The 25,978-nt window shown below is 71.8% G+C and carries 26 protein-coding genes; 7 read left to right on the top strand and 19 right to left on the bottom strand.

The genetic code is table 11. The features are described from left to right. Positions 1–81: 81 nt before the first annotated feature. On the bottom strand, positions 82–1,083 hold the full coding sequence (locus L3Q67_RS43345) for a DHH family phosphoesterase (RefSeq protein ID WP_499187192.1): 1,002 nt from the start codon (positions 1,081–1,083) through the stop codon (positions 82–84). Between the two features lie 23 nt (positions 1,084–1,106). Here L3Q67_RS43345 and L3Q67_RS43350 point away from each other — a divergent pair, with 23 nt between their 5' ends. Further along, positions 1,107–2,132 carry a TRM11 family SAM-dependent methyltransferase gene (locus L3Q67_RS43350; protein WP_499187193.1) on the top strand — a complete coding sequence of 342 codons (1,026 nt, stop codon included), beginning with the start codon at positions 1,107–1,109 and terminating at the stop codon, positions 2,130–2,132. Between the two features lie 214 nt (positions 2,133–2,346). On the opposite strand, the gene L3Q67_RS43355 is transcribed toward L3Q67_RS43350, so the two are convergent. From L3Q67_RS43355 to rimP, 7 genes are all read right to left on the bottom strand, one after another. After that, positions 2,347–3,201, bottom strand: a complete 855-nt coding sequence (locus L3Q67_RS43355; protein WP_499187194.1) for an alpha/beta hydrolase — start codon at positions 3,199–3,201, stop codon at positions 2,347–2,349. A 6-nt stretch (positions 3,202–3,207) separates the two neighbouring features. After that, positions 3,208–3,660, bottom strand: a complete 453-nt coding sequence (gene rbfA / locus L3Q67_RS43360; protein WP_499187195.1) for a ribosome-binding factor A — start codon at positions 3,658–3,660, stop codon at positions 3,208–3,210. A 30-nt stretch (positions 3,661–3,690) separates the two neighbouring features. Continuing rightward, complete coding sequence (locus L3Q67_RS43365) at positions 3,691–3,984, bottom strand: DUF503 domain-containing protein (protein ID WP_209665283.1); 294 nt, start codon at positions 3,982–3,984, stop codon at positions 3,691–3,693. A 61-nt stretch (positions 3,985–4,045) separates the two neighbouring features. Further along, positions 4,046–7,021 carry a translation initiation factor IF-2 gene (gene infB, locus L3Q67_RS43370; RefSeq protein ID WP_499187196.1) on the bottom strand — a complete coding sequence of 992 codons (2,976 nt, stop codon included), beginning with the start codon at positions 7,019–7,021 and terminating at the stop codon, positions 4,046–4,048. A gap of 172 nt (positions 7,022–7,193) precedes the next feature. Continuing rightward, the gene (locus L3Q67_RS43375; RefSeq protein ID WP_499187197.1) at positions 7,194–7,439 is read right to left on the bottom strand and encodes a YlxR family protein; all 246 of its coding nucleotides are present in this window, start codon (positions 7,437–7,439) and stop codon (positions 7,194–7,196) included. Positions 7,440–7,513: 74 nt separating this feature from the next. Further along, on the bottom strand, positions 7,514–8,611 hold the full coding sequence (gene nusA, locus L3Q67_RS43380; protein ID WP_499187198.1) for a transcription termination/antitermination protein NusA: 1,098 nt from the start codon (positions 8,609–8,611) through the stop codon (positions 7,514–7,516). Then, positions 8,608–9,117, bottom strand: coding sequence for a ribosome maturation factor RimP (rimP, locus tag L3Q67_RS43385; RefSeq protein WP_499187199.1), 510 nt, complete (start codon positions 9,115–9,117; stop codon positions 8,608–8,610). Before rimP ends, nusA begins: the two co-directional genes overlap by 4 nt. A gap of 112 nt (positions 9,118–9,229) precedes the next feature. Here rimP and L3Q67_RS43390 point away from each other — a divergent pair, with 112 nt between their 5' ends. Further along, positions 9,230–10,180, top strand: a complete 951-nt coding sequence (locus L3Q67_RS43390; RefSeq protein ID WP_499187200.1) for a ferritin-like domain-containing protein — start codon at positions 9,230–9,232, stop codon at positions 10,178–10,180. 5 nt (positions 10,181–10,185) lie between these two features. Here L3Q67_RS43390 and L3Q67_RS43395 read toward each other — a convergent pair whose 3' ends face one another. The 4 genes from L3Q67_RS43395 to L3Q67_RS43410 are packed head-to-tail and all read right to left on the bottom strand — an operon-like array spanning position 10,186 to position 13,960. Further along, a complete protein-coding gene (locus L3Q67_RS43395) occupies positions 10,186–10,875 on the bottom strand; it encodes a hypothetical protein (protein ID WP_499187201.1) in 690 nt (229 codons plus the stop codon). A gap of 19 nt (positions 10,876–10,894) precedes the next feature. Continuing rightward, entirely contained in the window at positions 10,895–11,947 is a 1,053-nt protein-coding gene (locus tag L3Q67_RS43400) for an aminotransferase class V-fold PLP-dependent enzyme (protein ID WP_499187202.1), read from the bottom strand. Positions 11,948–11,957: 10 nt separating this feature from the next. Continuing rightward, positions 11,958–13,469, bottom strand: a complete 1,512-nt coding sequence (locus L3Q67_RS43405; RefSeq protein WP_499187203.1) for a PH domain-containing protein — start codon at positions 13,467–13,469, stop codon at positions 11,958–11,960. Next, positions 13,466–13,960 carry a PH domain-containing protein gene (locus L3Q67_RS43410; RefSeq protein ID WP_209665274.1) on the bottom strand — a complete coding sequence of 165 codons (495 nt, stop codon included), beginning with the start codon at positions 13,958–13,960 and terminating at the stop codon, positions 13,466–13,468. Before L3Q67_RS43410 ends, L3Q67_RS43405 begins: the two co-directional genes overlap by 4 nt. Positions 13,961–14,051: 91 nt before the next feature. Between L3Q67_RS43410 and L3Q67_RS43415 the strand changes: the two genes are divergently transcribed. Beyond that, positions 14,052–14,651, top strand: coding sequence for a TetR/AcrR family transcriptional regulator (locus L3Q67_RS43415; RefSeq protein ID WP_499187204.1), 600 nt, complete (start codon positions 14,052–14,054; stop codon positions 14,649–14,651). 36 nt (positions 14,652–14,687) lie between these two features. Further along, complete coding sequence (locus L3Q67_RS43420) at positions 14,688–15,410, top strand: class I SAM-dependent methyltransferase (RefSeq protein ID WP_499187205.1); 723 nt, start codon at positions 14,688–14,690, stop codon at positions 15,408–15,410. A 7-nt stretch (positions 15,411–15,417) separates the two neighbouring features. On the opposite strand, the gene L3Q67_RS43425 is transcribed toward L3Q67_RS43420, so the two are convergent. The 4 genes from L3Q67_RS43425 to L3Q67_RS43440 form a co-directional block, all read right to left on the bottom strand. Further along, positions 15,418–16,059: a GOLPH3/VPS74 family protein gene (locus L3Q67_RS43425; RefSeq protein WP_499187206.1), complete on the bottom strand. Its 642-nt coding sequence runs from the start codon at positions 16,057–16,059 to the stop codon at positions 15,418–15,420. Between the two features lie 142 nt (positions 16,060–16,201). Then, positions 16,202–17,614, bottom strand: a complete 1,413-nt coding sequence (locus L3Q67_RS43430; protein WP_499187207.1) for an ArnT family glycosyltransferase — start codon at positions 17,612–17,614, stop codon at positions 16,202–16,204. Beyond that, entirely contained in the window at positions 17,611–18,393 is a 783-nt protein-coding gene (locus L3Q67_RS43435) for an ABC transporter permease (protein WP_499187208.1), read from the bottom strand. The genes L3Q67_RS43430 and L3Q67_RS43435 overlap by 4 nt, the downstream gene beginning before the upstream one ends. Beyond that, positions 18,393–19,346, bottom strand: coding sequence for an ABC transporter ATP-binding protein (locus L3Q67_RS43440; protein ID WP_499187209.1), 954 nt, complete (start codon positions 19,344–19,346; stop codon positions 18,393–18,395). Before L3Q67_RS43440 ends, L3Q67_RS43435 begins: the two co-directional genes overlap by 1 nt. Positions 19,347–19,475: 129 nt before the next feature. Between L3Q67_RS43440 and L3Q67_RS43445 the strand changes: the two genes are divergently transcribed. Further along, positions 19,476–20,717, top strand: coding sequence for a sensor histidine kinase (locus L3Q67_RS43445; protein WP_499187210.1), 1,242 nt, complete (start codon positions 19,476–19,478; stop codon positions 20,715–20,717). Next, positions 20,692–21,339 (top strand): transcriptional regulator, encoded by a 648-nt coding sequence (locus L3Q67_RS43450; protein ID WP_499187211.1) that lies wholly within the window; start codon positions 20,692–20,694, stop codon positions 21,337–21,339. The genes L3Q67_RS43445 and L3Q67_RS43450 overlap by 26 nt, the downstream gene beginning before the upstream one ends. Positions 21,340–21,357: 18 nt before the next feature. On the opposite strand, the gene L3Q67_RS43455 is transcribed toward L3Q67_RS43450, so the two are convergent. After that, positions 21,358–21,723, bottom strand: coding sequence for a winged helix-turn-helix transcriptional regulator (locus L3Q67_RS43455; RefSeq protein ID WP_499187212.1), 366 nt, complete (start codon positions 21,721–21,723; stop codon positions 21,358–21,360). A gap of 120 nt (positions 21,724–21,843) precedes the next feature. On the opposite strand from L3Q67_RS43455, the gene L3Q67_RS43460 reads away from it, so the two are divergent. Further along, positions 21,844–22,692, top strand: coding sequence for an SDR family oxidoreductase (locus tag L3Q67_RS43460; RefSeq protein ID WP_499187213.1), 849 nt, complete (start codon positions 21,844–21,846; stop codon positions 22,690–22,692). On the opposite strand, the gene L3Q67_RS43465 is transcribed toward L3Q67_RS43460, so the two are convergent. Both L3Q67_RS43465 and L3Q67_RS43470 read right to left on the bottom strand, forming a co-directional pair. After that, on the bottom strand, positions 22,689–23,120 hold the full coding sequence (locus L3Q67_RS43465; protein WP_499187214.1) for an SRPBCC family protein: 432 nt from the start codon (positions 23,118–23,120) through the stop codon (positions 22,689–22,691). The two genes, L3Q67_RS43460 and L3Q67_RS43465, sit on opposite strands and share 4 nt — an antisense overlap. 5 nt (positions 23,121–23,125) lie before the next feature. Then, the gene (locus L3Q67_RS43470) at positions 23,126–25,891 is read right to left on the bottom strand and encodes a helix-turn-helix transcriptional regulator (protein WP_499187215.1); all 2,766 of its coding nucleotides are present in this window, start codon (positions 25,889–25,891) and stop codon (positions 23,126–23,128) included. Positions 25,892–25,978 lie beyond the last annotated feature (87 nt).

Below are 25,978 nucleotides of genomic sequence, written 5' to 3' on the forward strand. Positions count from 1 at the left end.
CCCCGGCCTGGGCCGCCGAGCGGCCACTCGGCGGCCCAGGAAAGCGGAGTATTCGATGTGCACGAACCTCCGCCGCACATCCTAAAGCAGGGGGGCGGTCTCCAGCGCGGTGCGCAACTGCTCGAGCACCTGGTCGGCGCTGCCGGTGAGCGTGCAGCCCGCCGCCAGCCGGTGCCCGCCACCGCCGAGGGAGACCGCCACCGCGGAGACGTCCAGCCTGCCCGCCGAGCGCAGCGACACCGTCCACTCCAGACTCGAACCGGGCACCTCCTTGAGCACGATCGCCACACCGGCCTCCCCGACCGTGCGCACCACGTCGATCACGCCTTCGACCTCTTCGTACCGCACGGTCGCCGCCAGATCGGCGGTGACCGCGGTGTGCACCAGGCCGAGGCCCTGCGCGGCGTGCGGCTCGAACCGCGCGGCCGAGAGCGCCGTGCCGAGCATGGCCAGCGCCGCGAACGGCCGCTCGTCGACCACTTCCCTGGTCAGCACGGCGGGGTCCACCCCGGCTTCGAGCAGCCGGACCGCCATCCGGTGGGTGCCCGGCTTGGCCAGGCGGAACATCGCGGTGTCGGTGACCAGCCCGGCGTACAGGCAGCTCGCGGTCACCGCGTCCAGCTCCTCCCCCAGCGCGTCGAGCACCTGGAGCACCAGCACCACGGTGGCCTCGGCCTGGGCGTCGATCACGTTGAGCGTGCCGAAGCCGGGGTTGGAGGCGTGGTGGTCGATCACCAGCACCTCACCGCCGGCGTCGCGGGTGGCCGCCACCCGGCCCGCCAGCGCCCCCAGCCGGCCCGCGCTGGCCGCGTCCACGGTGACCAGCAGCGGCTCGGCCGCGGGCAGCCGGTCCTCGGGCACGTACAGGCCGTCCGGGTCGAGCGAGCGCAGGCTGTCCGGCAACGCGGACCCGCCGGAGTAGGACACGCGCACGGTGGCACCGCGGCGGTGCAGCACCCGGCCGAGGGCCAGCGCGCTGCCGAGCGTGTCGGCGTCGGGGCGGACATGGGACAGGATGGTCACGTCGGCGGCATCCCGGAGCAGGGCCGCGGCGCGATCGACGTCGAGCTGCGAGGTGGTCACCCCCGCAAGCTACGCTGTCGCGGATGTCCCAGTACGCGATCCTGGTGTATCCCTCGGCCAACCGGGTCTACACCGATTCCTCCCCGAAGCTGCTCCGCGCCGAGCTGGCCGTGTTCGACGCGGCCGCGCTGTCCGCCGGGATCACCGAGATCTCCGAGGCCGAGATCGGCGGCGTCGACTACGTCACCTTCGCCACCGAAGCGCCGCTGGGCGAGGCGGATCTGGCCTGCCTGTCGAACCTTTCGGCGCTGTACGCGTTGTTCGAGGTGACCGGTGACCTGCTGCGCCCGCTGGCGGTGCGGCGCGCGGACCGGTTCGACTCGGACCTGCTGACCATCCAGAAGTACCCCGGCAAGACCAACGAGTTGTTCACCAAGCTCCTGCTCAACGTCACCCTGCTGACCGCGGGCCGCGGGTTCACCGAGCCGCTGGAACTGCTGGACCCGTTGTGCGGCCGGGGAACCACGCTCAACCAAGCGATGATGTACGGCTTCCACGGCACCGGGTTCGACGTGGACGGCAAGGACTTCGACGCCTACGAGCTGTTCGTCAAGACCTGGCTGCGGAACAAGCGGATCAAGCACACCGCCGACTCGGGTGCGTTGCGGCGCAACAAGGTCCGGCTCGGGCGGCGGCTGGAGATCGAGTACGGGCTGACCAAGGAGCAGTACAAGGCTGGCGACACCCGGCGGCTGACCGTCTACAACTGCGACACGCTCACCACCGACGAGTTGCTGCGCGCGAACTCCGTGGACCTGATCGTCACCGACGCGCCCTACGGCGTCCAGCACGGCAGCCACCGCGAGACCACGCTTTCCCGCAGCCCCAGCGATCTGCTCGCCGCCGCGGTTCCGGTGTGGACCCGGGTGCTGCGGCCCGGCGGCGCGCTCGGCATCTCGTGGAACACCTACGTGACCAAACGCGAGGAACTCGCCGCGATCCTGACCCGCGCGGGCCTCGAAGTCCGCGACGACGGCCCGTTCGTGGAGTTCGAGCACCGGGTGGACCAGTCGATCGTGCGCGACCTGATCGTCGCGCGGAAACCCTAGACGCTCCCCTGGCAGGCGGAGTTCTGCGGCAAGCTGCGGGAGGTGGTCCACGCGACCATCACCGGCGCCGAGTGACAACTGCGGTCCGGGCCTTCTCCCACTTGGCTGCTCGAGGCTCTGAACGTGGAACTCGGCCGTCCGAGTGTGGGGTTCGGCTGCCTGAATGTGGAACTCGGCTGCCTGAGTGTGGGGTTCGGGCGTTCGAGTGCGGGGTTCATTGCTGGAGGTGGTCGCCTAGGAAGCGGAGCACGTCGGGCAGGATCTTTTTCCAGTACTGGTCCGTGTGCCCGCCCGGCGCGAGCCGTGACAGCTGGGGCCGGGCCGCCTGGATGTAGCGCCGGGCGGCACCGGCGAACGGGTCCTGCGTGCCGCACCAGACGCCGATCGGGACCGGCGCGGTGTCGTCGGCGTGCAGCAGCGGCTCGTGCGACTCCCACTGCGCGCGGTCCCGGAACACCTTGCGCGAGCGCGCGTCACCCCAGCCGACGAACAGCGCCGGGCTGATCGCCGCGGTGGCACGCAGGTCGCGGTGGTCGCGGGTGTAGCGCAGCGCGCCGAAGGCACCCATCGAGATGCCCATGGCCGCCGACGGCACGCCGCCGGTGCGCGTGCCGAGACCACGGCGGCCGAGCCAGCCGGGCAGTTCCTCGGTCAGCATCCGCTGCGGGTCGTCGGCCGGGTCGACGGCGACCCAGTAGTTCGCGCCGTCCACGGCGGCCACGGTGAACGGTGGCATACCCGCCCGCACCGCCTCGGTCAGCATCGACGGCAGCCCGAGGTCCACGAAGGTCCGGGCACTGGAACCGCGGCCGTGCAACGCGAGGCAGACCGGCAGGTCCGCGGCGGGCACGCCTTCCGGGGTGATCAGCACCAGGTCCAGTTCGGCCCCGCGCGCCGCGGACCACACGCGTTCGACGGTGACCGGATCGGCCGGTGTCGGTGGCGCGGGCACCACGGGCGAGACCGACTCCGCCACGGGCTCAGCCGGTTCGGACGGCGCGCACGCCGACGCCGCGAGGGCGCCGCCGCCCAGCAGCAGCGCCCGTCGCGAGAAGCCCTTGCCGGACAAGGAAGATCAGGCGGACTCGTCGTCGTCCACCCGCGGCGCGCGGTACGGGTCCGCTTCACCGGCGGGCTGCGCCCCGGTCGCCCGGCGGGCCACCTCGGCGTCGGCTTCCCTGGCCTTGGCCAGCAGATCCTCGATCCGCTGCGCCTCCTCCGGGATATTGTCGGTGACGAAGGTCAGCGTCGGGGTGTACCGGACACCGGTCCCCTGCCCCACCTTCGACCGCAGCACCCCGCGGGCCGACTCCAGCGCCGCCGCCGCACTCGCCAGGTCCGGCGGGGCGTCGAGCTTCTCGCCGAGCACGGTGTAGTACACCGTCGCGTCGTGCAGGTCCGCGGTGATCTTGGTGTCCGTGATCGTCACGGTCGCCAGCCGCGGGTCCTTGATCTCGTGCTCGATGGCGGAGGCCACGATCTGGGTAATCCGCTTGGCGAGCTTGCGCGCGCGTGCCGGATCGGCCACGACGCACACCCCTTTCTCCGAAGTCTTTTCTCAGTCGTCGGGCCCGACCAACCGGCGCCGCACGGAGAGCAGTTCCAGCTCCGGGCGGCCGGCGACCAGGCGTTCACAGGCATCGAGGACGTCTCGCACGTGCTCGGTGTCGGCGGCCACGACGGCCACCCCGATCAGCGCACGGCGGTGCAGGTCGAGGTGCCCGGCCTCGGCGACCGACACCTCGAACCGCTTGCGCACGTCCGCGATCAGCGGGCGCACCACCGAGCGCTTCTGCTTGAGCGAGTGCACGTCCCCGAGCAGCAGGTCGAACTCGAGCGCACCTACGTACATCAACCCTCCAGGACGCGCACCGGCCGGGGACCACGAACCCGTCCCCGGCCGGTGCCGCACCTCAGGCGCGAGGCTTCTCGCGCTGCTCGTAGGTCTCGATGACGTCCTCGACCTTGATGTCGCTGTACGACCCGAGGGTCAGACCGCACTCGTAGCCGTCCCTGACCTCGACCACGTCGTCCTTGAACCGCTTCAGCGAGCTGATCGGCAGGTTCTCGGCGACCACGACGTTGTCGCGGATGAGACGCGCCCGCGCGTTGCGGCGCAGCTCCCCGGAGGTGACCAGGCAACCGGCGATGGTACCGATCTTCGAGGACTTGAAGACCTCGCGGACCTCCGCCTTGCCCAGCTCGACCTCTTCGTACTCCGGCTTGAGCATGCCCTTGAGGGCCTGCTCGATCTCGTCGATCGCCTGGTAGATCACCGTGTAGTAGCGGACGTCCACGCCTTCACGCGTGGCCCGCTCGGTGGCCTTGCCCTGCGCACGGACGTTGAAGCCCAGCACGATGGCGTCCGAAGCGGTCGCCAGGTCGATGTCGCTCTCGGTGACGCCACCGACGCCGCGGTGCACCACGTTGAGGTCGACGTCCTCACCCACGTCCAGCTGCAGCAAGGACGCTTCGAGTGCCTCGACGGTACCCGAGTTGTCACCCTTGATGATCAGGTTGAGGGTGTTGGTCTCCTTCAGCGCGGAGTCCAGGTCCTCCAGGCTGACGCGCTTCCGCTTCGCCGCGTTCTGGGCGTTGCGGATGCGGGCCTGGCGCCGCTCGGCGATCTGCCGCGCGACCCGGTCCTCGTCCACCACCAGGAAGGTGTCACCGGCACCGGGCACCGAGGTGAACCCGATGACCTGCACCGGACGCGAGGGCGTCGCCTCGGTGACGTCCACGTTGTGCTCGTCGACCATGCGGCGGACGCGGCCGTAGGCGTCGCCGGCGACCACCGAGTCGCCGACCCGCAGCGTGCCGCGCTGCACCAGCACCGTGGCCACCGGACCGCGACCGCGGTCCAGGTGCGCCTCGATCGCCACGCCCTGCGCCTCCATGTCCGGGTTGGCCCGGAGGTCCAGAGCGGCGTCCGCGGTGAGCAGGATCGCCTCGAGCAGCCCATCGATGTTGATGTTCTGCCGCGCGGAGATCTCGACGAACATGGTGTCGCCGCCGTACTCCTCGGCCACCAGGTTGTACTCGGTGAGCTGCTGCCGGATCTTGTCCGGGTTCGAGCCCTCCTTGTCGATCTTGTTGATCGCGACCACGATCGGCGCCTTGGCGGCCTGCGCGTGGTTGATCGCCTCGACCGTCTGCGGCATCACGCCGTCATCGGCGGCGACCACGATCACCGCGATGTCGGTGGAGTTCGCCCCGCGGGCACGCATGGCGGTGAACGCCTCGTGACCGGGGGTGTCGATGAAGGTGATCAGCCGCGGCGTGCCCTCGAGCTCGGTCTCGATCTGGTAGGCGCCGATGTGCTGGGTGATGCCACCGGCTTCACTCTCGCGCACCTTCGTCTTCCGGATCGTGTCCAGCAGGCGGGTCTTACCGTGGTCGACGTGACCCATGATGGTCACCACCGGCGGCCTGATCTGCAGGTCCTCCTCATCACCGGCGTCATCGCCGTAGGTGATGTCGAAGGTCTCCAGCAGCTCGCGGTCCTCCTCCTCGGGGCTGACCACCTGGACGACGTAGTTCATCTCGGAGCCGAGCAGCTCGAGCACGTCCTCCGACACCGACTGCGTGGCGGTGACCATCTCACCGAGGTGGAACAGCACCTGCACCAGCGAAGCCGGGTTCGCGTCGATCTTGTCCGCGAAGTCGGTCAGCGAAGCACCGCGGGGCAGCCGGATCGTCTCACCGGAGCCCTTGGGCAGACGGACACCGCCGACGCTGGGCGCCTGCATGTTGTCCATGTACTCCTGGCGCTTCTGCCGCTTCGACTTGCGGCCCTTGCGCGAGGGACCACCGGGACGGCCGAAGGCGCCGGCCGTGCCACCGCGGCCGCCGGGGCCACCACGGCCACCGCCGCCACCGCGGAAACCGCCGCCACCGGCCGGGGCACCGCCGCCGGGGCGGAAGCCACCGCCGCCGCCACCGGGACCGCCGCCACCGGGACGGAAACCGCCGCCACCGCCGCCGGGACCACCACGAGCGCCGCCACCGGGGCCGCCACGGGCACCGCCGCCGGGGCCACCACGGGCGCCCCCACCGGGACCACCGCGGCCAGCGCCGGGAGCGGGACGCTGAGTACGGCCCGGCATCATGCCGGGGTTCGGCCGCGGGGGCATGTTGCCCGGGTTCGGCCGGTTGCCCGCTGGACGGTCACCGGCGGGACGATCCCCACCGGGACGCGGCGGGCGATCGCCACCGGGGCGCGGCGGCCGGTCGCCACCGGCCTGTCCGCCACCGGGACGCGGACCCGACGGACGCTGCGCGGGCGCACCCGAGCCGACACCGAACGGGTTGTTGCCGACCCGCGGCGAGCGCGGACCGGGCTTCGGGCCACCGGGCTTGGGGCCCTGCGGCTTCGGCGGCACCACACCGGGAGAAGCCGCGGCGGGCGTCTCCTGCTTGGGGGCCTCCGGCTGGGCCTGCTCCACGGGAGCGGCCTTCGCCGCCGCCGGGGCCTGCTGCTCCGGCTTCGGGGCCTCCGGCTGCTGCGGCGCGGGGGGCTGCTGACGCGGGCCCGGACGCGGACCGGGGCCGGGCCGCGAACCGGGGGTGGCCGGGCGAGCCTGCTGCTGCTGCGCGGCCGGACGCTCCTGGGCGGGAGCCTGCGGCGCGGGCGTGGCGGGCTTGGGGGCCATCTTGGCCGGGCTCGGGCCGGGCTTCGCCCCGTTGGACGGGCCGGGCATCGGCTTCTTGCCGCTCTTGGCGGCGTCCTTCTTCTCGTAGGCGTCACGGACGCGGCGGGCCACGGGGGCCTCCACCGTCGACGACGCCGACTTCACGAACTCGCCCTGCTCCTTGAGCTTGGCGAGTACTTCCTTGCTGGTAACCCCGAGCTCCTTGGCGAGCTCGTGTACGCGGGCCTTGCCTGGCACAGCACTCCTGTTCTGGGGAGGCCGGCGGCAAGACCGCAGACCTCGTCCTATTGTCGCGCGTTCATGGCTTCAGCTTCACGGCTGACTCATGACGGGTCGACCTGCTTCCTTGAATCCACGCGGCACGGGGACGTCCCGCGCCGTTCCGGACAGCGGACTCCACTGGAGCCCGTCACCCGGTTGCACCTGAGGTGAACCGCCGCAACTGCGCCGCGTCGAGCGGACCGGGCACTCGCAACGCCCGGGGGAACGCCCGCCGCCGCTCGGCCTTGGCCAGGCACTGCGCGACCGGGTGCACCCAAGCACCCCGTCCCGGCAACCGCCGACGTTCGTCGGCGACCAGCCTGCCCTCGACCGCTACCACTCGCAGCAGCTCACCGTACGAAACCCGCTCCCGGCAACCGACACAGGTACGCACCGGGTCTCCCCGGTGCTCGAGCGCGATTTCCGGTTCCGAGCTTCGAACCACTCCCAAGTCTAGCCCCTGGCTCTTCAGTCGGCGGAACCGGTTGTGGCCGGACGCGGAGTCGAGTCCTGATCGAGTCCTGTCCGAGCTTCTCCGGACCCCGTTTCCGGGGCCGCCGGAACCTCTTCGGCAACCTCTTCGACGGGCTCCTCGGCGGAGTCGCTCCGGATGTCGATCCGCCACCCGGTCAGCCGCGCGGCGAGGCGGGCGTTCTGCCCCTCCTTGCCGATGGCCAGCGACAACTGGAAGTCCGGGACCACCACGCGGGCGGTCTTGGCGCGTTCGTCGACCACCCGTACGGAGACAACCTTCGCGGGCGAGAGCGCATTCCCGACGAAGCGAGCGGGGTCCTCGGAGTAGTCGATGATGTCGATCTTCTCGCCGGCCAGCTCGCTCATGACATTGCGCACACGGGCGCCGACCGGGCCGATGCAGGCGCCCTTGGCGTTGACCCCGGACACCGTGGACCGCACCGCGATCTTGGAACGGTGACCTGCCTCACGCGCCACCGCCGCGATCTCGACCGTGCCGTCGGCGATCTCCGGCACCTCGAGCGCGAAGAGCTTGCGCACCAGGTTCGGGTGCGTGCGCGAGAGCGTGATCTGCGGGCCGCGCGCGCTGCGCGAGACCCCGACGACGTAGGCCTTGAGGCGGCTGCCGTGCTGGTAGGACTCCCCCGGCACCTGCTCGGCCGAGGGCAGCACGCCCTCGGTGCCGCCGATCTGCACCACGACCATGCCCCTGGCGTTGGCCCGCGCGTCGCGCTGGATCACCCCGGCGACGATCTCGCCCTCCTTGGTGGAGAACTCGCCGAAGGTCTTCTCGTGCTCGGCGTCGCGCAGCCGCTGCAGGATGACCTGCCGGGCGGTGGTCGCGGCGATCCGGCCGAAGCCCTCCGGGGTGTCGTCCCACTCCTCGTCGACCTGACCGCTGTCGTCGAGGGTGTGCGCGAGCACGCGCACGTGCCCGGACTTCCGGTCGATGTCGATCCTGGCGTGCGGCTGGTGCCCTTCGGTGTGCTTGTAGGCGGTCAGCAACGCGGTTTCGATGGCTTCCATCACGGTCTCGAAGGGGATGTCCTTGTCCCGCTCGATCGCACGCAGTGCCGCGATGTCGACGTTCACTTCGACTCCTCCCTCGGGTCGCTCTCGAGCAGCCGCAGCTCCTCGGCCGGCGGTTGCCGGAACTCGATTTCGATCACCGCTTTGGCGACCTCGCTGTAACGGACGGTGCGCAGTTCGCCGTCGACCAGCATCCGCGCGCTTTCTTCGTCGCACGGCCCGACGCGGCCGGCGTAGGCGGCCCCCTCGACCGGGGTGACCCGGACCAGGCGGTACCGCGCGCGGCGCCAGTGCCGCGGCTTGCTCAGCGGGCGGTCGACACCCGGTGAGGTGACTTCCAGCGTGTACGCCCCGGCCAGGATGTGCTCCTGCTCGTCCAGCACGGCCGAGACCGTCCGGCTGAGTTCGGCCACCTCATCCAACCCCACGCCGTCCTCGCCGTCGACGACGACCTTGACCAGCTTGCGCCGGCCCGCCTGCTGCACCTCGAGGGCATCGAGCTCGAAACCCGCGCCCGAAACGGCTTCGGCCACGATCGGCTCGAGCCGCTCGGCGAGTTCTCCTGCCACCTTGGCGCTCTCCTGTTCGGCTGTTCGGCTCAGTGATGGTCCAGCTTATCCGGTACGCCGTCAGGCACGCATGAGCGCGGTCGGCATCGGCTTGCTGGCAGGATGGGGCGTCGTGAGATCAAGACCGACACCGCTGAGCCGACGGCGCTTCCTGCGGGCGAGCACGCTCATGGGCAGCGCCGCCGTGATCCTGCCGCTGGCCGCCGCGTGCGGCGACGGCTACGAAACCGCCCCGGACGAGCTGGCGCCGCTGCTGGAGCAGGCGCGTGCCGACGCCACCGCGGCGACCGCGCTGGCCGGTGGCGGCGGGGCGGCCGCCGAACTGGCCAAGCAGGTCGCCGCCGTGCGCACCGCGCAGGCCGACGCGCTGCAGTCCGAGGTGGACCGGCTCAACCGGCCCAAGGCCGCGAGCACGGCCGACACCGCGCCGGTGACGGCGATCGGCGGGCTGAAGACGCGGCTGGAGCAGGCGCGCAAGCAGGCCGCGGACCTGGTGCCGACGCTGCCGCGCCACCGCGCCGGGCTGGCCGGGGCGGTCGCCGCCGGGTGCGCCTCGGTGCAGCAGCTGTCGCCGGAACTGGGCGCCGGCGCCGCCGACGACGAGGTCGAGCCCGACACGCAGACCGGTCAGCTCACCCCGGAGGCGGTCGAGTCGCTGCAGGGCGCGCTGGCCGCCGAGCACGCGGCGGTGTGGGTCTACAGCCTGGTGACCGCGTTCCTGCCGAACGACTTCCGCAGCGGCACCGAGAACGGGGCGCTCGCCCACCGGGACCGGCGCGACGCCTGCGAGCGCCTGCTGACCGCGGCGGGCGCGGACCCGGTCACCACCGAACCGGCGTACCTGCCGCCGAAGCCGGTGACCGACTCGAAGTCGGCGATGGCGCTGGTGGCCACCGCCGAAACGGACGCGGCCGCCGCCTGGCGCGGGGTGCTCGAACGCACCGACGACGCGGCGTTGCGCACGATCGCCTTGCGCGCGCTGGTCGGCTCGGCCACCCGGGGCACGGCCTGGCGCAAGGAAGCGGGCGAGCAGCCACCCGCGGTGGCCCTGCCGGGTACCTGAGCGGCTCAGGTACCGGGGCGCAGCGCCTCGGACAGCCGCAGCGCGTCGGTGGTGACGCGCTTGAGCAGCGGGTCGTCCTTGTGCTTGTCGTAGAAGTCGCCCTCGACGATGGTCACGTCGGCGCCGCTGGCCTTCGACTCGTAGTTGCCCTTGGCCACCTCGGGCGCCTTGGGCAGCTTGGCCGTGCCGTCGCGGACCAGGTCGTTGATGTTGCCGGTGTCGTCGGTGTCGGTGACCGCCTTGAGCTGCGCGGCCAGTTCGGGGTCCGGCATGGTGACGAGCACCACCGAGACCAGCGCCCGCGCGCCTTCCCCGGCGTTGGTCACGTACAACGCGCGCACCACCCGCTGGCAGGGGTGCGCGGCGAACCAGCGCTCGATCTCGCCGTAGGCGTTGCCCGCGCAGTCCGTGCTGGTCACCGGGCCGGCCACGCGCTCGTACTTGAACTCGCCGGAGACCAGCGGATCCGGCTGGGCCTGCACCTCGGGCTCGGCCTCGTACCGGATCAGCCACCAGACCAGGCTGGACACCACGGCCACGAGCACCAGGCCGACGCCCTTGAACAGCGGGTTGCCGAACAGGGCACGCGTCGTGGACGGGGGCGGCGGGGCAGCGGGCCCCTGTCCCACGCGGGGCAGCGGCGCGGTGTCGCCCGCGGCGTCACCGCCGGGGTAGGAGAAGTTGGCACCAACCACGAGGTGTCACGGTAACCGACTACGCCCTGGGGTGGTCACTCGAACGGGCCTCTTCCCCGCGCAAGGCGGTCAACACCAGGTCACAGTCCTCGGAAGAGTTGTAGAGGTGGAAGCCGAGCCGGGTCCGCCCGGCGCGCTTGCTGCAGACCACCCCGGCTTCGGCGAGCCGGGCGGGCGCGTCCGGCTGCGGCAGGGAGATGATCGCGCTGCCCTGCTCCGGCAGCCCGAGCCCGGTCAGCACCGAATCGGCCAACTTCACGCAGTGTGCCCGGACCTGTGCCAGATCGAGTGAGGCCAGGTACGGCAGCGTGATCGCGGCACCGACGTGTGAGAGCCAGGTCGGCGACAGGTCGAACGAGCGCGGGCCGTCGGCCAGCCGCATCGGCAGCCCGTAGACGGTGTCCCACGGGTTCTCGCCCGCGTACCAGTTCGCGCCGACCGGCACCGTGCGTTCCATCGCCCGCGGGTGCACCGCGATCCACGCGGCACCCCGCGGCGCGAGCAGGAACTTGTAGCAGGCCGAAACCACCCAATCGGCCCAGCCGAGGTCCAGCGGCTGCCAGCCGATGGCCTGCGTCGCGTCGAGCAGGACCGGGACACCGGTCGCCCGAAGCGCGTCCAGGTCGGCGTAGCGGCCGTCGGCGGACTGGACCACGCTCACCGCGACCAGATCGTGGCCCTCGGCGCGGTCCGCGAGCTCTGCCAGCGGCGCCTCGGTGACGGTGACGCCGCGCCGGGCGCACGCCGCGAAGGGGAAGGTGACGCTGGTGAAGTCCCCTTCGGCGACGAGCACCTTCGCGCCGTCGGGGAGTCCGGCGGCGACCATCGAGATCAGCTGCGAGACCGTGGCGCCGGAGCCGACCCGCTCGGCACCGACACCGATCAGCTTCGCGAATCCCGCCCGGGACGCCGCCACCACCGCGTCGAAGTCCGGCGGCCGGTCGGCACCGCGGCGCCAGCGCCCCACGGCTTCGGCCACCGCGTCGGCGGCCGAAGCCGGGGGCACGCCGATGCTGGGCGTGTTCAGATAACCGGGCGGAACCTCGAACCGCTCCCCGAACGCACTGCGCATGTCGCCCAGATTAGGCGCGTTCGAGGAAGGGGCCGAGCAGGTCGGGGACCGCCTCGTCGGCGAAGGCGAGTCCTTCGCCCTCCCCCGCGTCGAGCACGTCGTACCCGCCGCTGCCCGCCGCCGTGGTGGCCGTCAGCGTGATCAGCCCGGCCCGGCGCTGGAAGATCGACTGCTTGACCGTCCAGCCGATCACGCCGTCGCGTTGCAATGCCACCGTGGCCCGCCGGACGGTCCCCGCTCTGGCCACCAGGTAGTCACCGGAGATGCCGTGCCCGAGCGCCTTGTAGGCGTCCAAAGCCAGCACCACCGCGATCGGCAGGCCGATCACCGCGGCGATCCAGGCGAGGTGCAGCAGCACGTCGGTGAGCAGCAGGCCCAGCCCGGCGAGAACGGCGCAGAAGACCACCACGGTGCCGATGGCCCACCGCAGCCGCCGTCCGCGCGCGGCGATCGGGTGCGGGGTGAGCCGGGCCACCTCGGTCGGCGAACGCTCCTCCCGCAGCACCACCGCGGCGATCTGGTCGGCCAGCGCCTTGGGCGCGGCGGGCAGCAGCGTCTTGTTGTCGGTCTTGTCGTCCTCCTTGCGCTGCACCATGCCGGTCGCCACGGCGTCCACCCTGGCCGCGCCCGCGAGCCGGGTGCCGAGTGGTTCGACCACCTCGACCCCGCGCAGCCGCCGTTCCTCCAGCGAAATCGACCTGGTGGTCAGCAGTCCGCGGCGGACCCGCAGCGTGCCGCCGGGTTCGCGTTCGAGGTGGTAGTTCCACCACATCTCGACGAACAGCACCAGCGAGCCGATCAGGCCGACCACCATCAGGATGCCCGCGAGCACCAGGATCGCCGCCACCAGCGGGAAACCGGCGAACAGGCTGATCACCCAGCGGACGAACCCGTCCTGGAAGCCGATCCAGTCCGACACCTGCATCACCGCGCCACCGGCGGCCAGGCCCAGCGCGGGGGCGACGAAGGAGACCGGTGCGTACCGGATCCACGCCGGGTCCAGCCGGGCGAGCGTGCCGTCCACCCCGGGCCGGGTGTCCACAGTGGACCCACGGTCCAGCAGTTCCCGGCGCAGGCGGTCGGCTTCGTGCTTGGTCACCGGGTTCAGCACGAGCGTGCTCTCCCCGCCCTGGCCCTGCTCCCCGGTGCCGATCTTCACCGTGACCAGCCCGAAGATCCGCAGCAGCGGGTTCGCGGTCAGGTCGACGTTGCGGATGCGTTCCCTGGCCAGGGAACGGCGTTTCACCACCAGCACCCCGGTGTGCAGTTCGGCGCGCTCGGGCCCGATCCGGTAGCGGGTCTTGAGCCAGCGCAGGTAGTCGGCCACCGTGCCGGCGACGATCAGCAGCGCGGCGCCGGGCAGCACCCAGGCCAGCGCGACCCCCGGCGAAGAGGCCGAGGCGATCCCGATCCCGGTCGGCACCCCCGCGCCGACGGCCACCCCGGCCAGCGCGAGCGCGCTGACGTAGATCGTGCGCCGGTCGAGTTTCCGCCACGGCTCGGCGGGTTCCAGCACGGTCATGTCGCGTCACCCGGCGTGGCCTGCGTGGTCTCGGTCAGTTGCTGCGCCAGGTCCGCGGCGAGTTCGTGGTCCAGGCCCTCGATCTTGATCGGGCCCTTCGACGACGCGGTGGTGACGGTGACCGTGGCGAGCTTGAACCCCTGCTGCAACGGGCCGCGCAGGGTGTCCACGGTCTGGATGCGTGACATCGGCGCGACCCGCCACTCCTGCCAGAAGTAGCCGGTCCGCACGTAGACCGCGGTGTCGGTGACCTCCCAGCGGTGCACGCGGTACCACCACAGCGGCATCAGCACGGTGAACGGCAGCCCGATCACCGCCAGCACCACCGCGGGCAGCAGCAGCCAGAACCGGGCCCCGCTGAGCCACACCCCCAGCACGACCAGCACCAGCACCGGGATCCCGAAGGTCAGCGCGGTGTGCACGCGCCACCAGCCGATCACCCGGGGGTTCAGCTCCTTGCTCGGCGGCCGCAGCCGCACCGTCCCCGACATGGCACTTCCCCTGTCCCCATGTTTACAATGCGATCGCATCGTAAAGGAGGGACGTGGCAGCGGGCAACGCGGCCGGCGGGGAGGAAACGCAGTGCCCAGACGAGTCGACCGGGACGATCGGCGCCGGCGGATCGCCGAGGCTTTGCTGCGCCTGGCGACCACCCGCGGGCTGGAAGCGGTGAGCCTGCGGCAGGTGGCCGCGGAGGCCGGGTTGTCCATGGGCGCGGTGCAGCACTACTTCCGTTCCAAGGACGAAATGCTGCTCTACGCGCTGGAGCACCAGGCATGCGTACGGGAAAAGCGGATCACCGAGCGGGTGCTGGCGGTCGAAGAACACCCGTCGCCGAGGAAGATCCTGCGGACCTGCCTGGCGGAACTGCTGCCGGTCGACGAAACCACCCGTGCCGAGCTGCTGATCGAGGTCGCCTTCTTCATCCGCGCGCTGACCGAGCCGGACATGCGCAAGGTGATCATCGAAGGCTCGCCGAAACTGATCGACTTCTTCGCCGGACTGCTGGGCACCGCGCAGGAAGCGGGCGACCTCGCCGCCGACCGCGACCCGGTGCAGGAGGCGCACATCCTGTGGAGCATGGCCGATTCGCTGCGCACCACGGTCGTACTGGAAGAACGCCCGGCCGACGAAGTGATGGCCACCATCGACTACCACCTCGACCGGCTGTTCCGCACCTGATCCGCGGTGACGGCCGGTTGTGCCACGATCGAAGGCATGACCCAGGACGCCCCTCCCGCTGATGGCTACGACGGTCTCGCCGAGGCTTACACCGCCGAGAACGACAACAGCCTGATGAACGCCTACTACGAGCGGCCCGCGGCACTGGCGCTCGCCGGGGACGTGGCCGGTAGGCGGATCCTCGACGCCGGTTGTGGCTCGGGGCCGCTGTTCGCGGAGTTGCGTGCGCGAGGCGCCGCGGTGACCGGCATCGACGCCAGTGCCGGGATGTTGGAGCAGGCCCGGCGGCGGCTCGGCGCCGACGCGGAGCTGCGGGTCGCCGACCTGGCCGACCCGCTGCCCTTCCCCGACGACTCGTTCGACGACGTCATCGCGTCCCTGGTGTTGCACTACCTGCGGGACTGGGGGCCCACACTCGCCGAGATGCGACGCGTGCTGCGGACCGGCGGCCGGCTCATCGCCTCGGTCAACCACCCCATGGCGATGAACCTCCTGCACCGCCAATCCGGCCCCAGGCCCGACTACTTCGAGACCTACGACTGGACCGAAGAGTGGACCATGGGCGGCCAGACCGCCCGGTTGCGGTTCTGGAACCAGCCACTGCACCGGATGACCGACGCCTTCACCGCGGCGGGCTTCCGCATCGCCGTCATCAGCGAACCCCACCCGGTACCGGCCGCCCGCGAGGAGTTCCCCGACGACTTCCACCTGCTCGACACCTTCCCGACCTTCCTGTTCTTCGTCGTACAGGCCGAATGACCTCGCGCTAGCCCGAGTTGCCGTCCGCGGCCACCGTGGCGACGCGGGCCTGCCGCAGTTCCTTGAAGACCTTGCGCAGCGCCGGGATCGCCGCGCCACCGTGTTCCTCCAGCTCCCGCAGGCGTTCCTTGTTCCGCCGCCGCTCACGCCCGGCCACCACGCCCTTCAGTTCGACGGCGGCCACCAGCGCCACGAGCGCGGCGTCCTCTTGCGACACCGCGCCGTTGCCGCGAAGCGCTTTGTCGACTGTGACGCGCAGCCGATCCACGCTCGCGGTGTCCCGAACTTGGACCCGGCGCAGGCGGAACAGGCGCGTACGCGTCAGCACGATCGCGCGCTCGGCGGAAAGCTGCTCCTCCACCGAGTCCAGCGCCCGCCGGTGGCCCTTGCGCACCCAGTGCCGCCACTTCCGCGACCCGCCTTCGACGATCTGCCCGAGCACCTCGTCCAGCACGGCGTCCCCGGTGGAACCGCCGGGCACCGCACCGACGAGCCCGTCGTGGTCGAGAATTCGCCCGCGTAACAGCAATTCGGTCAGTGCCGCGGCCCGGACCAGATAGCCCACGCGCTGCCGGTCCGGCACCTTGCCACCGCGACACGCCAGCAGGTACACCTTCGCAGGCAACGAAAGCTTCTTCGGTGAACTCATTGGAGCCTCCCAACTTGGTTCGCTAGAGGTTTTGAATGTGGGGTTCGGCTGTCCGAGTGTGGGATTCGGCTGCCTGAACGTGGGGTTCGGCTGCCTGAGTGTGGGGTTCGGCTGCGGGAACGTGGGACTCGCCCGGCCTTGTTTATTGGCTCCTCATTTTCGGCCACAAGCCGGTCCATGAAGCCTGGCGGCCTTCGAACAGCCACACCAGTCCGTCCGTCAGCGGCGCTTCGACGGCGAAGTGCGGGCGCAAGCGCGACGGGTCGAGGCCGACGAACAGGACGTTTTCCGCGGAATCGGGTGGCGCGCCGAAATACCAGTAGCCGCGGTGCCCGCTGTACACGCGTGAAGTGCCGAAGTACTCGACGGAAGCCGCGAACGGGTACAGGTCGGAGAAAATGGTCGTCTTCGCGCGTTGTTCCGGTGGCAGTGAGGCGAAGACCGACGCGCCGATCCGTCCCAGTTCTCCCTGCGGCCGCTCGCCCGCCGCGAAGCTGGAGCCGAGCACGAACGGTCCCCATGAGGTCGGCACCCTGTCCACGACGGACGGTGGGTAGACCGGCAGCATCGCCAGCGCCGCCGCGCCGGAGAGCAGGTAGGGCGGCCACACCGCGAACGGCCGCCACCGCACCCCCGGCCGCTGCCAGAGCGTCACCGCGGTCACCGCGAACGGCAGCGCGAACACGCCCAGCAGGTAGTAGCTGCGCCCGCTCGCGAGCAGGAACGCCGCCACCAGGCCGAGTACCGCCACCCCCAGGAAGCGGTACTCGGCCAGGAACAACAGCCGGAACACGCCGAACACGAAGGCCGGCGCGCCGACCCCGATCCCGGCGAGCAACACCCCGTCGCGCAGGAACGCCAGCGCGCCGGGGAACTCCGCCGCGACCACGTCGCTCATGTGCAGGTACGGCCAGTCGTGGGCGGCCTGCCACACCAGCGTCGGCAGGCTGGCCAGCACGGCGATCCCGGCGCCGAGCCACAGCTTCGGCCGCGACGGCAGCGACCGCGGCCCGAAGACCAGTGCGCTGAGCAGCACCAGCCCCCAGAACGCCGGTACCAGGAACTTCACCTGCAACGACACCGCGGTGACCACACCCGCCCAGAGCAGCAGCCGGTCGTCGCGGGTGCGGACCCAGCGGACCACCAGCCAGGTGAGCACCGTCCACAGGAACGGGTCGAGGGTGTAGGTGGCGATCCAGTGGGAGATCACCACCGCACCCGAAGCGGCGTAGGTCGCCGCGGCGGTCACCTGGGCCGCCCGTCCCCCGCCGAGTTCCCTGGCGATCAGCGCGGTGACCACGACTCCGCCCGCCGCGGACAGCGTGACCGGGAGCCGCAGCACCACCAGCGAACCGGGGAACCAGCTGTCCAGCAGCCCGGCCAGGAACGGCACCAGCGACGGCTGGTCGAAGTAGCCCCAGGCGAGGTGATCCTGCCCGGCGACGATGAAGTACAGCTCGTCGAACCCGTGGCCGTAGTGCGCGCTGCTGTAGAGCAGGGCGGCCATCGTCAGCGCCGCGACCACGAGCACCGGCGCCCACGCGACCCGGCTCACCGTGCGTCCCGGACGCCGAGCACGTGCCGGGTGACCGTCCACAGCAGACCTATCCAGGCCGCCATCACCAGCCCGGCCGCCCACAGCGGGAGGTTGCCGGTGCCGTTGCCGGTGAAGCTGTCCGCGGCGGCCGACGGCAGGAAACGCAGGACGTATTCGGTGACCCAGGCGGGCAGCATCGGGCCGAAGATCGCGGGCAGGTAGACCAGTCCGAGCAGCGTCGCGATGGCCCCGGCCGCGCTGCGCAGCAACACCGTGACCAGCACGCCCAGCAAGCTGAACAACACCATCTGCAGGCCCCAGCCGAGCAGGATCCGCACCACCCCGGGGTCACCGAAACCGGCGGACGGCACCCCCGCACCGGCGAAGATCGCCTGGCTCACCACGAAGGTGACCACCGCGCAGACCAGGCCCGCTACGGCCGAAACCGCGCCGACCACCAGCGCCTTGGCCGCCAGGAATCGCCCACGCCGGGCGGTGATGGCCAGGGAGACCGCGATCATCCGGCTGGAGAATTCGGGAGCTGTCGCGTTCACCGCGAGCACGACGAACAGGATCAACGCCAGCCCGAGGCCGACCAGCCCGTTGCCGATCGGGTCGAACGCGAGCTGTTCCGGCGGGCTGAGCGAGTCGTGATCGGCCGCGACGGCGGTGGAGAACAGGGCGGTCAGGCCGATCGCCACCACCAGGGCCAGCGCCAGGGTCAGCCAGGTGGAGCGGACCGACCGCAGTTTGGTCCACTCGGCGGCGATCGTCGAGCGGAGGTCCGGCACCCGCATCATCGGCTCCCTTCTTCGGCCAGTGCCCGCGCGGTTTCGGCGACTTCCTCGCGCCGGGTGGAGTACTGCGCGGCACCGGCGGTGAGTTCGAGGAACGCGGCCTCGAGGCTGGCGCGGACGGTGGTCAGCTCGTGCACGGCGATCCGTTGTGCCAGCGCGAAATCCCCGATCCACGCCGCGTCCAGCCCGGTCACCAGCAGCTCGCCATCGGCCTCCCGCCGGACCTGGCCGCCGTGCTCGGTCAGCAGTCCGCCGAGCCGCGCGGCCTCCGGTGCGCGCACCCGGACGTGGGCGTGCGCGCTGCGCGAGGTCAGTTCGGTGATCGGCAGGTCGGCGATGAGCCGTCCGCGGCCGATGACCAGCACGTGGTCGGCGGTCTCCTCCATCTCGTTCATCAGGTGGCTGGAGACGAACACCGTGCGCCCCTGCGCCGCGAGGTCCCGCATCAGCGTGCGGATCCACTGGATGCCCTCGGGGTCGAGGCCGTTGACCGGTTCGTCGAACAGCAGCGTGGCCGGATCGCCGAGCAGCGCGCCCGCGATGCCGAGGCGCTGGGACATACCGAGTGAGAAGTTCCCGGCCCGCTTGCCCGCCACCGGGGTCAGGCCGACCTGGTCGAGCACCTCGTCCACCCGGCGCACCGGGATCCCGCCCGCCTGCGCCATCCACTTCAGGTGCGCGTGCGCATTGCGTCCACTGTGGACCGCCTTCGCGTCGAGCACCGCGCCGACCTCCTGCGGCGGTGCTGGAAGATCCACATAGGACTTCCCGTTGACGGTCACCGCTCCGCGGGTGGGCCGGTCCAGGCCCAGCGCCATCCGCATGGTGGTGGACTTCCCGGCGCCGTTCGGGCCGAGGAAGCCGGTGACCACCCCGGGTCCGACTTCGAACGACAGCCCGTCCACCGCGACCGTGCCACCGAACTTCTTGACGAGTTCCCTTGCTTCGATCACCCGTCAAGGACACCGCGCGCCCCGGTCGCGGCGATACGGGACTTGGTGGGCAAGGCAATCAACTTTGGTTGATCCCGGACTGGCCGAAGGTGGGCAGCGGAGCCCGCCGCAACTGGTTACCGTGAGCTGGTGAGACCGGTGCCGCCCCTGACCAAAGCCGACGTGGTGTCGCTGACCATCACCTCGTTCCTGTTCGTGTGCCTGGACCTCACGCTGTACCTGGCCGGGCCGAAGACCACCGGCTGGGCGGGGCCGCACGCCGGGCTGGTGCTCCAACTGGTGCTCGACTTGTCGCTGCTGGTGGTGTGGCGGATCCCGCGCACGGTGGTGGGCCTCGGCGTGGCCGGGGCGCTGGCGATGCTGGCCGGTGACCTGTTCGCACCCGGCCTGCTGGCACCGACCGAACCGCTCACCCTGGCCACCGTGCCCACGATCACGCCGATCCTGGTGGGCGCGATGATCCGCGTGCTGGACCGGCGGGTGGCGCTGGCGCTGGTCGCGGTGCTCACGCTGATCGCCACGCGGGCCTGGACACCGAGGTGGGACACCGCCCCGTTCGGCCTGGTCAGCACGGTGCTGCCGGCCATGATCGTGTTGTACGCGGAGGCGCGCAAGCAACTGCTCCAGTCGTTGCGCGACCGCGCCGAGCGCGCCGAACGGGAACAGCACCTGCTGGCCGAGCAGGCGCGGGCGCAGGAACGGCGGCGGCTGGCCTCGGAGATGCACGACGTGGTCACCCACCAGCTGAGCCTGATGGTGCTGCACGCCGGCGCGCTCGGGGTCAGCTCCGCCGACGATTCGGTGCGCTCGGCCGCCGAGGACATCCGCGCCGCGGGCACCCGGGCGCTCGACGAACTGCGGGACCTGGTGGGCGTGCTGCGCACCCCGCAGTCCGAAGTGGACCGTCCGGCGGCCGAGCTGGCCGACGCGGCGGCCGATGTCGCCGCGCTGGAGGCACTGGCCGCCGAATCCGAGTCGGTCGGCATCGCGGTCCGGCTCGATCTCGACGGCGACCCGGCGCAGCTGTCCCCGACGATTTCCCGGACCGCGCACCGGATCGTGCAGGAAGCGCTGACGAACGTGCGCAAGCACGCGCCGGGGTCCACCGTCGACGCCCGCATCCGGTACCGCGCCGACGGGATCCGGATCGCCGTGGCCAGCGGCCCGGCCGGGGAGGCGCCGGATCCGGTGCTCGCGGGCAGCGGATCCGGGACCGGGCTGGCCGGGTTGCGTCAGCGGGTCGAACTGCTCGGCGGCTCGTTCCGGGCGGGTCCGGTCCCGGGCGGCGGCTTCGAGGTCGGTGCGATACTGCCCGCCTACGTCCCCACGGCAGAGAGATCACGGGATGATCCGGGTAGTCGTCGTCGATGACGAGCCGATGGTGTGCGCGCACCTGACCACCATCCTGTCCTCGGCCGCGGACATCGAGGTCGCCGGTTCGGCGGGTGACGGCGCGGAGGCGGTCGAAGCGGTGATCCGCCACCGGCCGCGCGTGGTGCTGATGGACCTGCGCATGCCCGGCGTCGACGGCCTCACCGCGATCGGGCGCATCGCCGAACTGTCGGACCCGCCCGCCGTGGTCGCGCTGACCACCTTCGACGCCGACAGCTACGTGATCCGTGCCCTGCGCGCGGGCGCGGCGGGTTTCCTCGTCAAGTCGACCCCGCCGGAGGACCTGATCAGCCTGGTCCGGGTCGCCGCCGACGGCCACACCGTGCTCTCGCCGGAAGCCGCCCGGCGCCTGGTCGCCGCCTCCGCCGACGACCACCAGCGCACCGAGCGCGCCCGCGAGCGGCTGACGGCCCTGTCGGAACGGGAGGTGCAGGTGCTGACCTGCCTGGGTTCCGGGCTGTCCAACGCGGACATCGCCAGGCGGCTCCACCTCTCGGAGGCGACGGTGAAGAGCTACGTCTCTCGCATGCTGGTGAAACTGGACTGCGGCAACCGCACCCAGGCCGGGCTGCTGGCCCACGAAGCCGGTCTGCTGCCCTGAGCCCTCCGGCCCCGCCGGTCAGGAAGCCCGGTCGTAGGCCTCCCTGGCCTCCTGCACCCGTCCCATGTGCGCCTTCGCCCACTCGGCCAGCATCGACAGCGGTTCGGCCAGGTCACGTCCCAGGTCGGTCAGCTCGTACTCGACCCGCGGCGGGATCTCCGCGTACATGCGCCGCCGCAGGATTCCGTCCCGGACCAGGGCCCGCAGGGTCTGGGTGAGCATCTTCTGCGAGATCCCCTGCACCCGCCGCCCGATCTCGGTGAACCGCAGCGGGCCCCCGCCGAGCGTCCCGACGATCAGCACCGTCCACTGGTCGCCGATGCGGTCGAGCAGCTGCCGGGTCGGGCAGTCGCGGTCGTACGGATCGGGCAGGAAGGAGGTCATGCCAATACTCTCCCACAGAGAGTCACTGACTTCAAAGTCATTACTCTCCGAACGGAATCATTGGCCGCACGCTGCGGTTGACCCCGGCGAACAGGACGATCCAGGACTAGGGAGCACAACATGACGATCGTGGTGACCGGGGCCAACGGCCAGCTCGGACGACTGGTGGTCGAGCACCTGCTCAAGCGGGTCGACAAGAGCGAGGTCGCGGTGAGCGTCCGCGAACCGGCCAAGGCGCAGGACCTGGGCGTGGACGTGCGCCACGGTGACTTCGACCGGCCCGAAACGCTCGACGCGGCGTTCGCGGGCGCGGACAAGCTGCTGCTCATCTCCACCGGCGACGCCTCCGACCACCGCGTCACCCAGCACCGCAACGCCATCGACGCGGCCAAGCGCGCCGGGGTCCGCCACCTCGTCTACACCTCGCTGACCAAGGCGGACACCAGCGGCATGCTGCTCGCCCGCACCCACGCGCCGACCGAGGAGCTCGTCAAGGCCAGCGGCCTGACCTACACGATCCTGCGCAACAACTGGTACCTCGAGAACGACCTCGGCACCATCGCCGCGGCGCTGGCCACGGGCACCGTCGCCAGCTCGGCTGGCGACGGCCGGACCGCGCCGGTGACGCGCTCCGAGTACGCTGAAGCCGCCGCCGCGGTACTGGCAGGCGACGGGCACGAGAACGCGGTCTACGAGTTGGGCGCGCCGGTTTCCTACTCCGCCGCGGACTGGGCGGCGGCGCTGAGCGAGGCCACCGGCCGCGAGATCACCTTCACCGCGATCACCGCCGAGCAGGCCGTCGAGCAGTTCACCGCGGCCGGTCTTCCGGAGCCGCTGATCGAGGTGCTGGTCGACTCCGGCCGCGCGATCGCCGGCGGCGACCTCGACCTGCCGTCGCCGGAGCTGACCAAGCTGATCGGCCGTGAGCCGGTGACCCTGCGCGAGTGGATCGCGACCCAGGTCGCCTAGACGGTCGCGCCGCGGCCCAGCCCGGCGACCACCTTGGCGTGGACGGAGCCGAAGAACCACCGGAAGAACCAGCCGGTACCGGGGATCTTCGGCGTGAACTCGCAGTGCCAGTGCACTTCCGTGCCACCGCCGACCGGCGTCAGGTCCACGTCGACGCGGTAGTCCCGCAGCGGGAAACCCCGCAGCAGGGTGTAGCCGAACCGGCGATCGGGCACCAGCTCGACGATCCGCTCGTAGCTGGCGAACGGCGGTGTCCGGAACAGGCGGACCGCGCCGACGCCTTCGGGCTCGTCTTCACCCGGCCGGTGCAGTTCGAACGAGCCGAGCGGGGTCAGCTCCGGCCACCGGGCCCCGTCACGCAACACCGCGTAGAGCTGCGCGGGCGTGGCGGGGAACTCGGAGCGGATGTCGATCACCTTGCGCGCCATGGCGGTCATAATGCCCGGCCGACGGCGGCGCGGGAGGGGACCCGCAGTTTCCGCAGGATCCGCGACACGTGCGTCTCCACGGTTTTCTCGCTGATCACCAGTTGCGCGGCGATCTCGCGGTTGGTGCGCCCGGCCGCCACCAGGTGCGCGATCTCGTGTTCGCGGTGGCTCAGCGTGGCGCCCGAGCCGGCCGCCGGGCGGGGCACCCGGCGGCCGAACCGGCGCAGCTCACGCACGGCGTGGTCGCGCAGGCGCTGGGCGCCCAGCGCCGCCATGTCGCCCTCGGCCCGCAGCAGTTCGGCCAGGCCGCGATCCCGGTCGCCGTTGGCGGCCAGTGCCCGTCCCGCGGCGATGCGCGCCTGCCCCGCCTGCACCTGGCTGTCCACCGACTCGGCGAAGTCGAGCGCTTCGAAGGCGGCGTCGGCGGCCGCGGGGAACTTCCCCGAATCCAGCAGCACCAACGCCTCCGCGTAACGCACGATCGCCTGGCGCGACGCCAGCGGAATCCCGTCCATGGCCTCGCGGGCGCGCCCGAGCAGGTCTTCGGCCTTCTCCCGGTCGCCCAGCGACAACGCCGCGCGGATCAGCACCAGGTACAGCCGCGACCACCACGGCCGGTCCACCAGCTCGAAGTTCCCGGTCGTCTCCAGCAGCACCGACTCCACGTCGGCGAAACGCCCGGCGGCGTGCAGTGCCTCCGCGTAGCAGACACCCGCGCTCGCCAGCAGTACCGCCGCGCCCGCCTCCCGGCCCATCGCCAGCGCCTCTTCGGCGGACGCGACCGCGGTGCTCACCTGGCCACGCCAGATCTGCACCTGCCCGCTCACGCACAACGCCATGGCCGCGCCGTACCGGCTCCCGTTGGCGCGGCACAGTTCGTAGGCCTCGGTCGCGTCGTCGAGCGCTTCGACGGGACGGCCGCGCAGGGCGTGCGCGGCCGCGCGCGTGGTCGTCAACAGGGGCGTGACCAGCACCTGACCGGACGCACGCGCCAGTTCGATGCCCCGGCCCGCGTGCCGGACCGCGTCCTGCGGCCGGTCCAGTTCGCCTTCGGTGAGCGCCAGCGGCAGGCACACGCCGAGCCGGGACGACAGCACCTCGTCGGTCATGGCGTCGACCCCCGCCGCCGCGCGGTCCAGCGTCGCCGCCGCCTCCGCGATCCGGCCCTGCGCGTACTGACCACGAGCGAGCAACGCGGCCGCGCCGGCGTGCACCGGATCGGTGGCGGCCGTGGTGGCCAAGGCGGCACCCGCGTGCCGTTCCAGTTCCGCGTGGTCGGCGCGGATGAACGCCGTGGCGGCCAGTTCGACCCGCAGCGCGGCCCGGCAGGCGGACAACTCCCGTGGCAGCGCGCGGAGTTCGCGGTCCACCAGCACCCGCGCGCGTTCGTGCCCGCCCGAAGCGCATTCGACGAACGACCGGAAGGCGACGAGTCCGGTTCGCGCGGGTGAGTGCGGCAGCGACGTGAGCAGTTCGTCCGCCGCTTGCCTGCTCTCGTCGAGCCTGCCCGCCATGCCCGCGCAAACGGTCAAGCGGGACAGCAACTCCTGTCGCCGGTGCCGGTGCGCGTCCCCGGTCGGCACGAGTTCGAGCGCGGCACCGAACCAGCGCACCGCTTCGGCGGGCGACGCCGCGTCCCCCACCTCCGCCAGCAGGTCGACCGCCGCGAAATCACCGGCCACGGCACTGCGTTCGACGTGTTCGGCCCTGGCGAGCAGCCCGGCACCCCGGGCGGCGAGGACCTCCGCCGCCCGGGCGTGTGCCGCGCGACGCCAGCCCGGCCCCGCCACCTGGTAGACCGCCCGGCGGACGATCGGGTGCCGGAAGCGGAATCGCGTTTCAGCCGGGCGCACCAGGTCGGCGGCGACCAGTTCGTCGAGCGCGGCCAGGAACTTCCCGGACGGCAACTCGGCGATCTCCCCCGCCAGGCCGGGGTCGAACGGCTCCCCGGCCACCGACGCCGCCCACGCGGCGAGTCGCGCCCGCGACGGCAGGCTCCGCAGTTCCGCCGCCACCGCCGTGCGGATCACCGGCGGCACGTCCGTCCCGTTCCCCTCGGCCAGGGCGCGGAGGTAGAACGGGTTCCCGCCGGATTCCTGGTGCAGCGCGGCCACCGTCGCCGGATCCGCGCCCGGCAGCAGCTCGGCGGCCTCCTCGACGGTCAACGGCGCCAGCGGCAGTTCCTCGAAGGCGCTGTCCGGGCGCGCCAGGTCGAGCAGCAGCCGCAGCCGCTCCGGGCCGCGGGCCGGGTGCATCGCCCCGGCGAGCAGCACCGGCCCGTCCGGCAACCGGCGCACGAGGTGGCCGAACAGATCGATGGACGCGCCGTCGGCCCACTGGAGGTCGTCGAGGACCAGCACCACCGGCCGTTGCCCGGCGAGCCGGGTCAGCAACGCGGATACTGCCCGGTGGGTGCGCGCCCGCCCGGGCGCGCGGCCGGGTGGCGGGCCGAAGGCGGGGAACACCGGCCACAGCTCCGCGGCGGAACCGAGGGCCGAGCGCTCCGCGTCGCCCAGTGAACGGAGGAACGGATCGACGGCGTGCACGAAGACCGCGAACGGCTCGCGCTTCTCGAACTCGGTGGCGGCACCGCGGAGCACCAGCGCCGGACCCGCCCGCACGGCCCGTGCGGCCAGTTCGGTGAGCAGGCCGCTCTTGCCGATCCCGGGTTCGCCGGTGACCACCAGCGCCGCCGGTCTTCGGCTGGCCAGCACCCGGTCCAGTACCGCCAGCTCGGCCGCGCGGCCGGCCGGCGGTGTTCGATCACCCACGGCCTCATGGTCACCCACCGCCCGGTGCCGCGGAAGCCGGATGGGGGAATCCCCCGATACCGGACGAGCCCGCTGATGCAGAAGGTG

It is taken from the genome of Saccharothrix sp. AJ9571 (assembly GCF_021725495.1).
In the GTDB taxonomy this organism is placed as follows: Bacteria; Actinomycetota; Actinomycetes; order Mycobacteriales; family Pseudonocardiaceae; genus Amycolatopsis; species Amycolatopsis magusensis.

Coding starts and splice junctions, on each gene's coding strand:
- L3Q67_RS43410 (WP_209665274.1), bottom strand. CDS start 13,960: ATGTCGGGGACGGTGCGGCTGCGGCCGCCGAGCAAGGAGCTGAACCCC.
- L3Q67_RS43420 (WP_499187205.1), top strand. CDS start 14,688: ATGACCCAGGACGCCCCTCCCGCTGATGGCTACGACGGTCTCGCCGAG.
- L3Q67_RS43455 (WP_499187212.1), bottom strand. CDS start 21,723: ATGACCTCCTTCCTGCCCGATCCGTACGACCGCGACTGCCCGACCCGG.
- L3Q67_RS43465 (WP_499187214.1), bottom strand. CDS start 23,120: ATGGCGCGCAAGGTGATCGACATCCGCTCCGAGTTCCCCGCCACGCCC.
- L3Q67_RS43460 (WP_499187213.1), top strand. CDS start 21,844: ATGACGATCGTGGTGACCGGGGCCAACGGCCAGCTCGGACGACTGGTG.
- L3Q67_RS43450 (WP_499187211.1), top strand. CDS start 20,692: ATGATCCGGGTAGTCGTCGTCGATGACGAGCCGATGGTGTGCGCGCAC.
- L3Q67_RS43405 (WP_499187203.1), bottom strand. CDS start 13,469: ATGACCGTGCTGGAACCCGCCGAGCCGTGGCGGAAACTCGACCGGCGC.
- L3Q67_RS43400 (WP_499187202.1), bottom strand. CDS start 11,947: ATGCGCAGTGCGTTCGGGGAGCGGTTCGAGGTTCCGCCCGGTTATCTG.
- L3Q67_RS43425 (WP_499187206.1), bottom strand. CDS start 16,059: ATGAGTTCACCGAAGAAGCTTTCGTTGCCTGCGAAGGTGTACCTGCTG.
- L3Q67_RS43350 (WP_499187193.1), top strand. CDS start 1,107: ATGTCCCAGTACGCGATCCTGGTGTATCCCTCGGCCAACCGGGTCTAC.
- L3Q67_RS43435 (WP_499187208.1), bottom strand. CDS start 18,393: ATGCGGGTGCCGGACCTCCGCTCGACGATCGCCGCCGAGTGGACCAAA.
- L3Q67_RS43365 (WP_209665283.1), bottom strand. CDS start 3,984: ATGTACGTAGGTGCGCTCGAGTTCGACCTGCTGCTCGGGGACGTGCAC.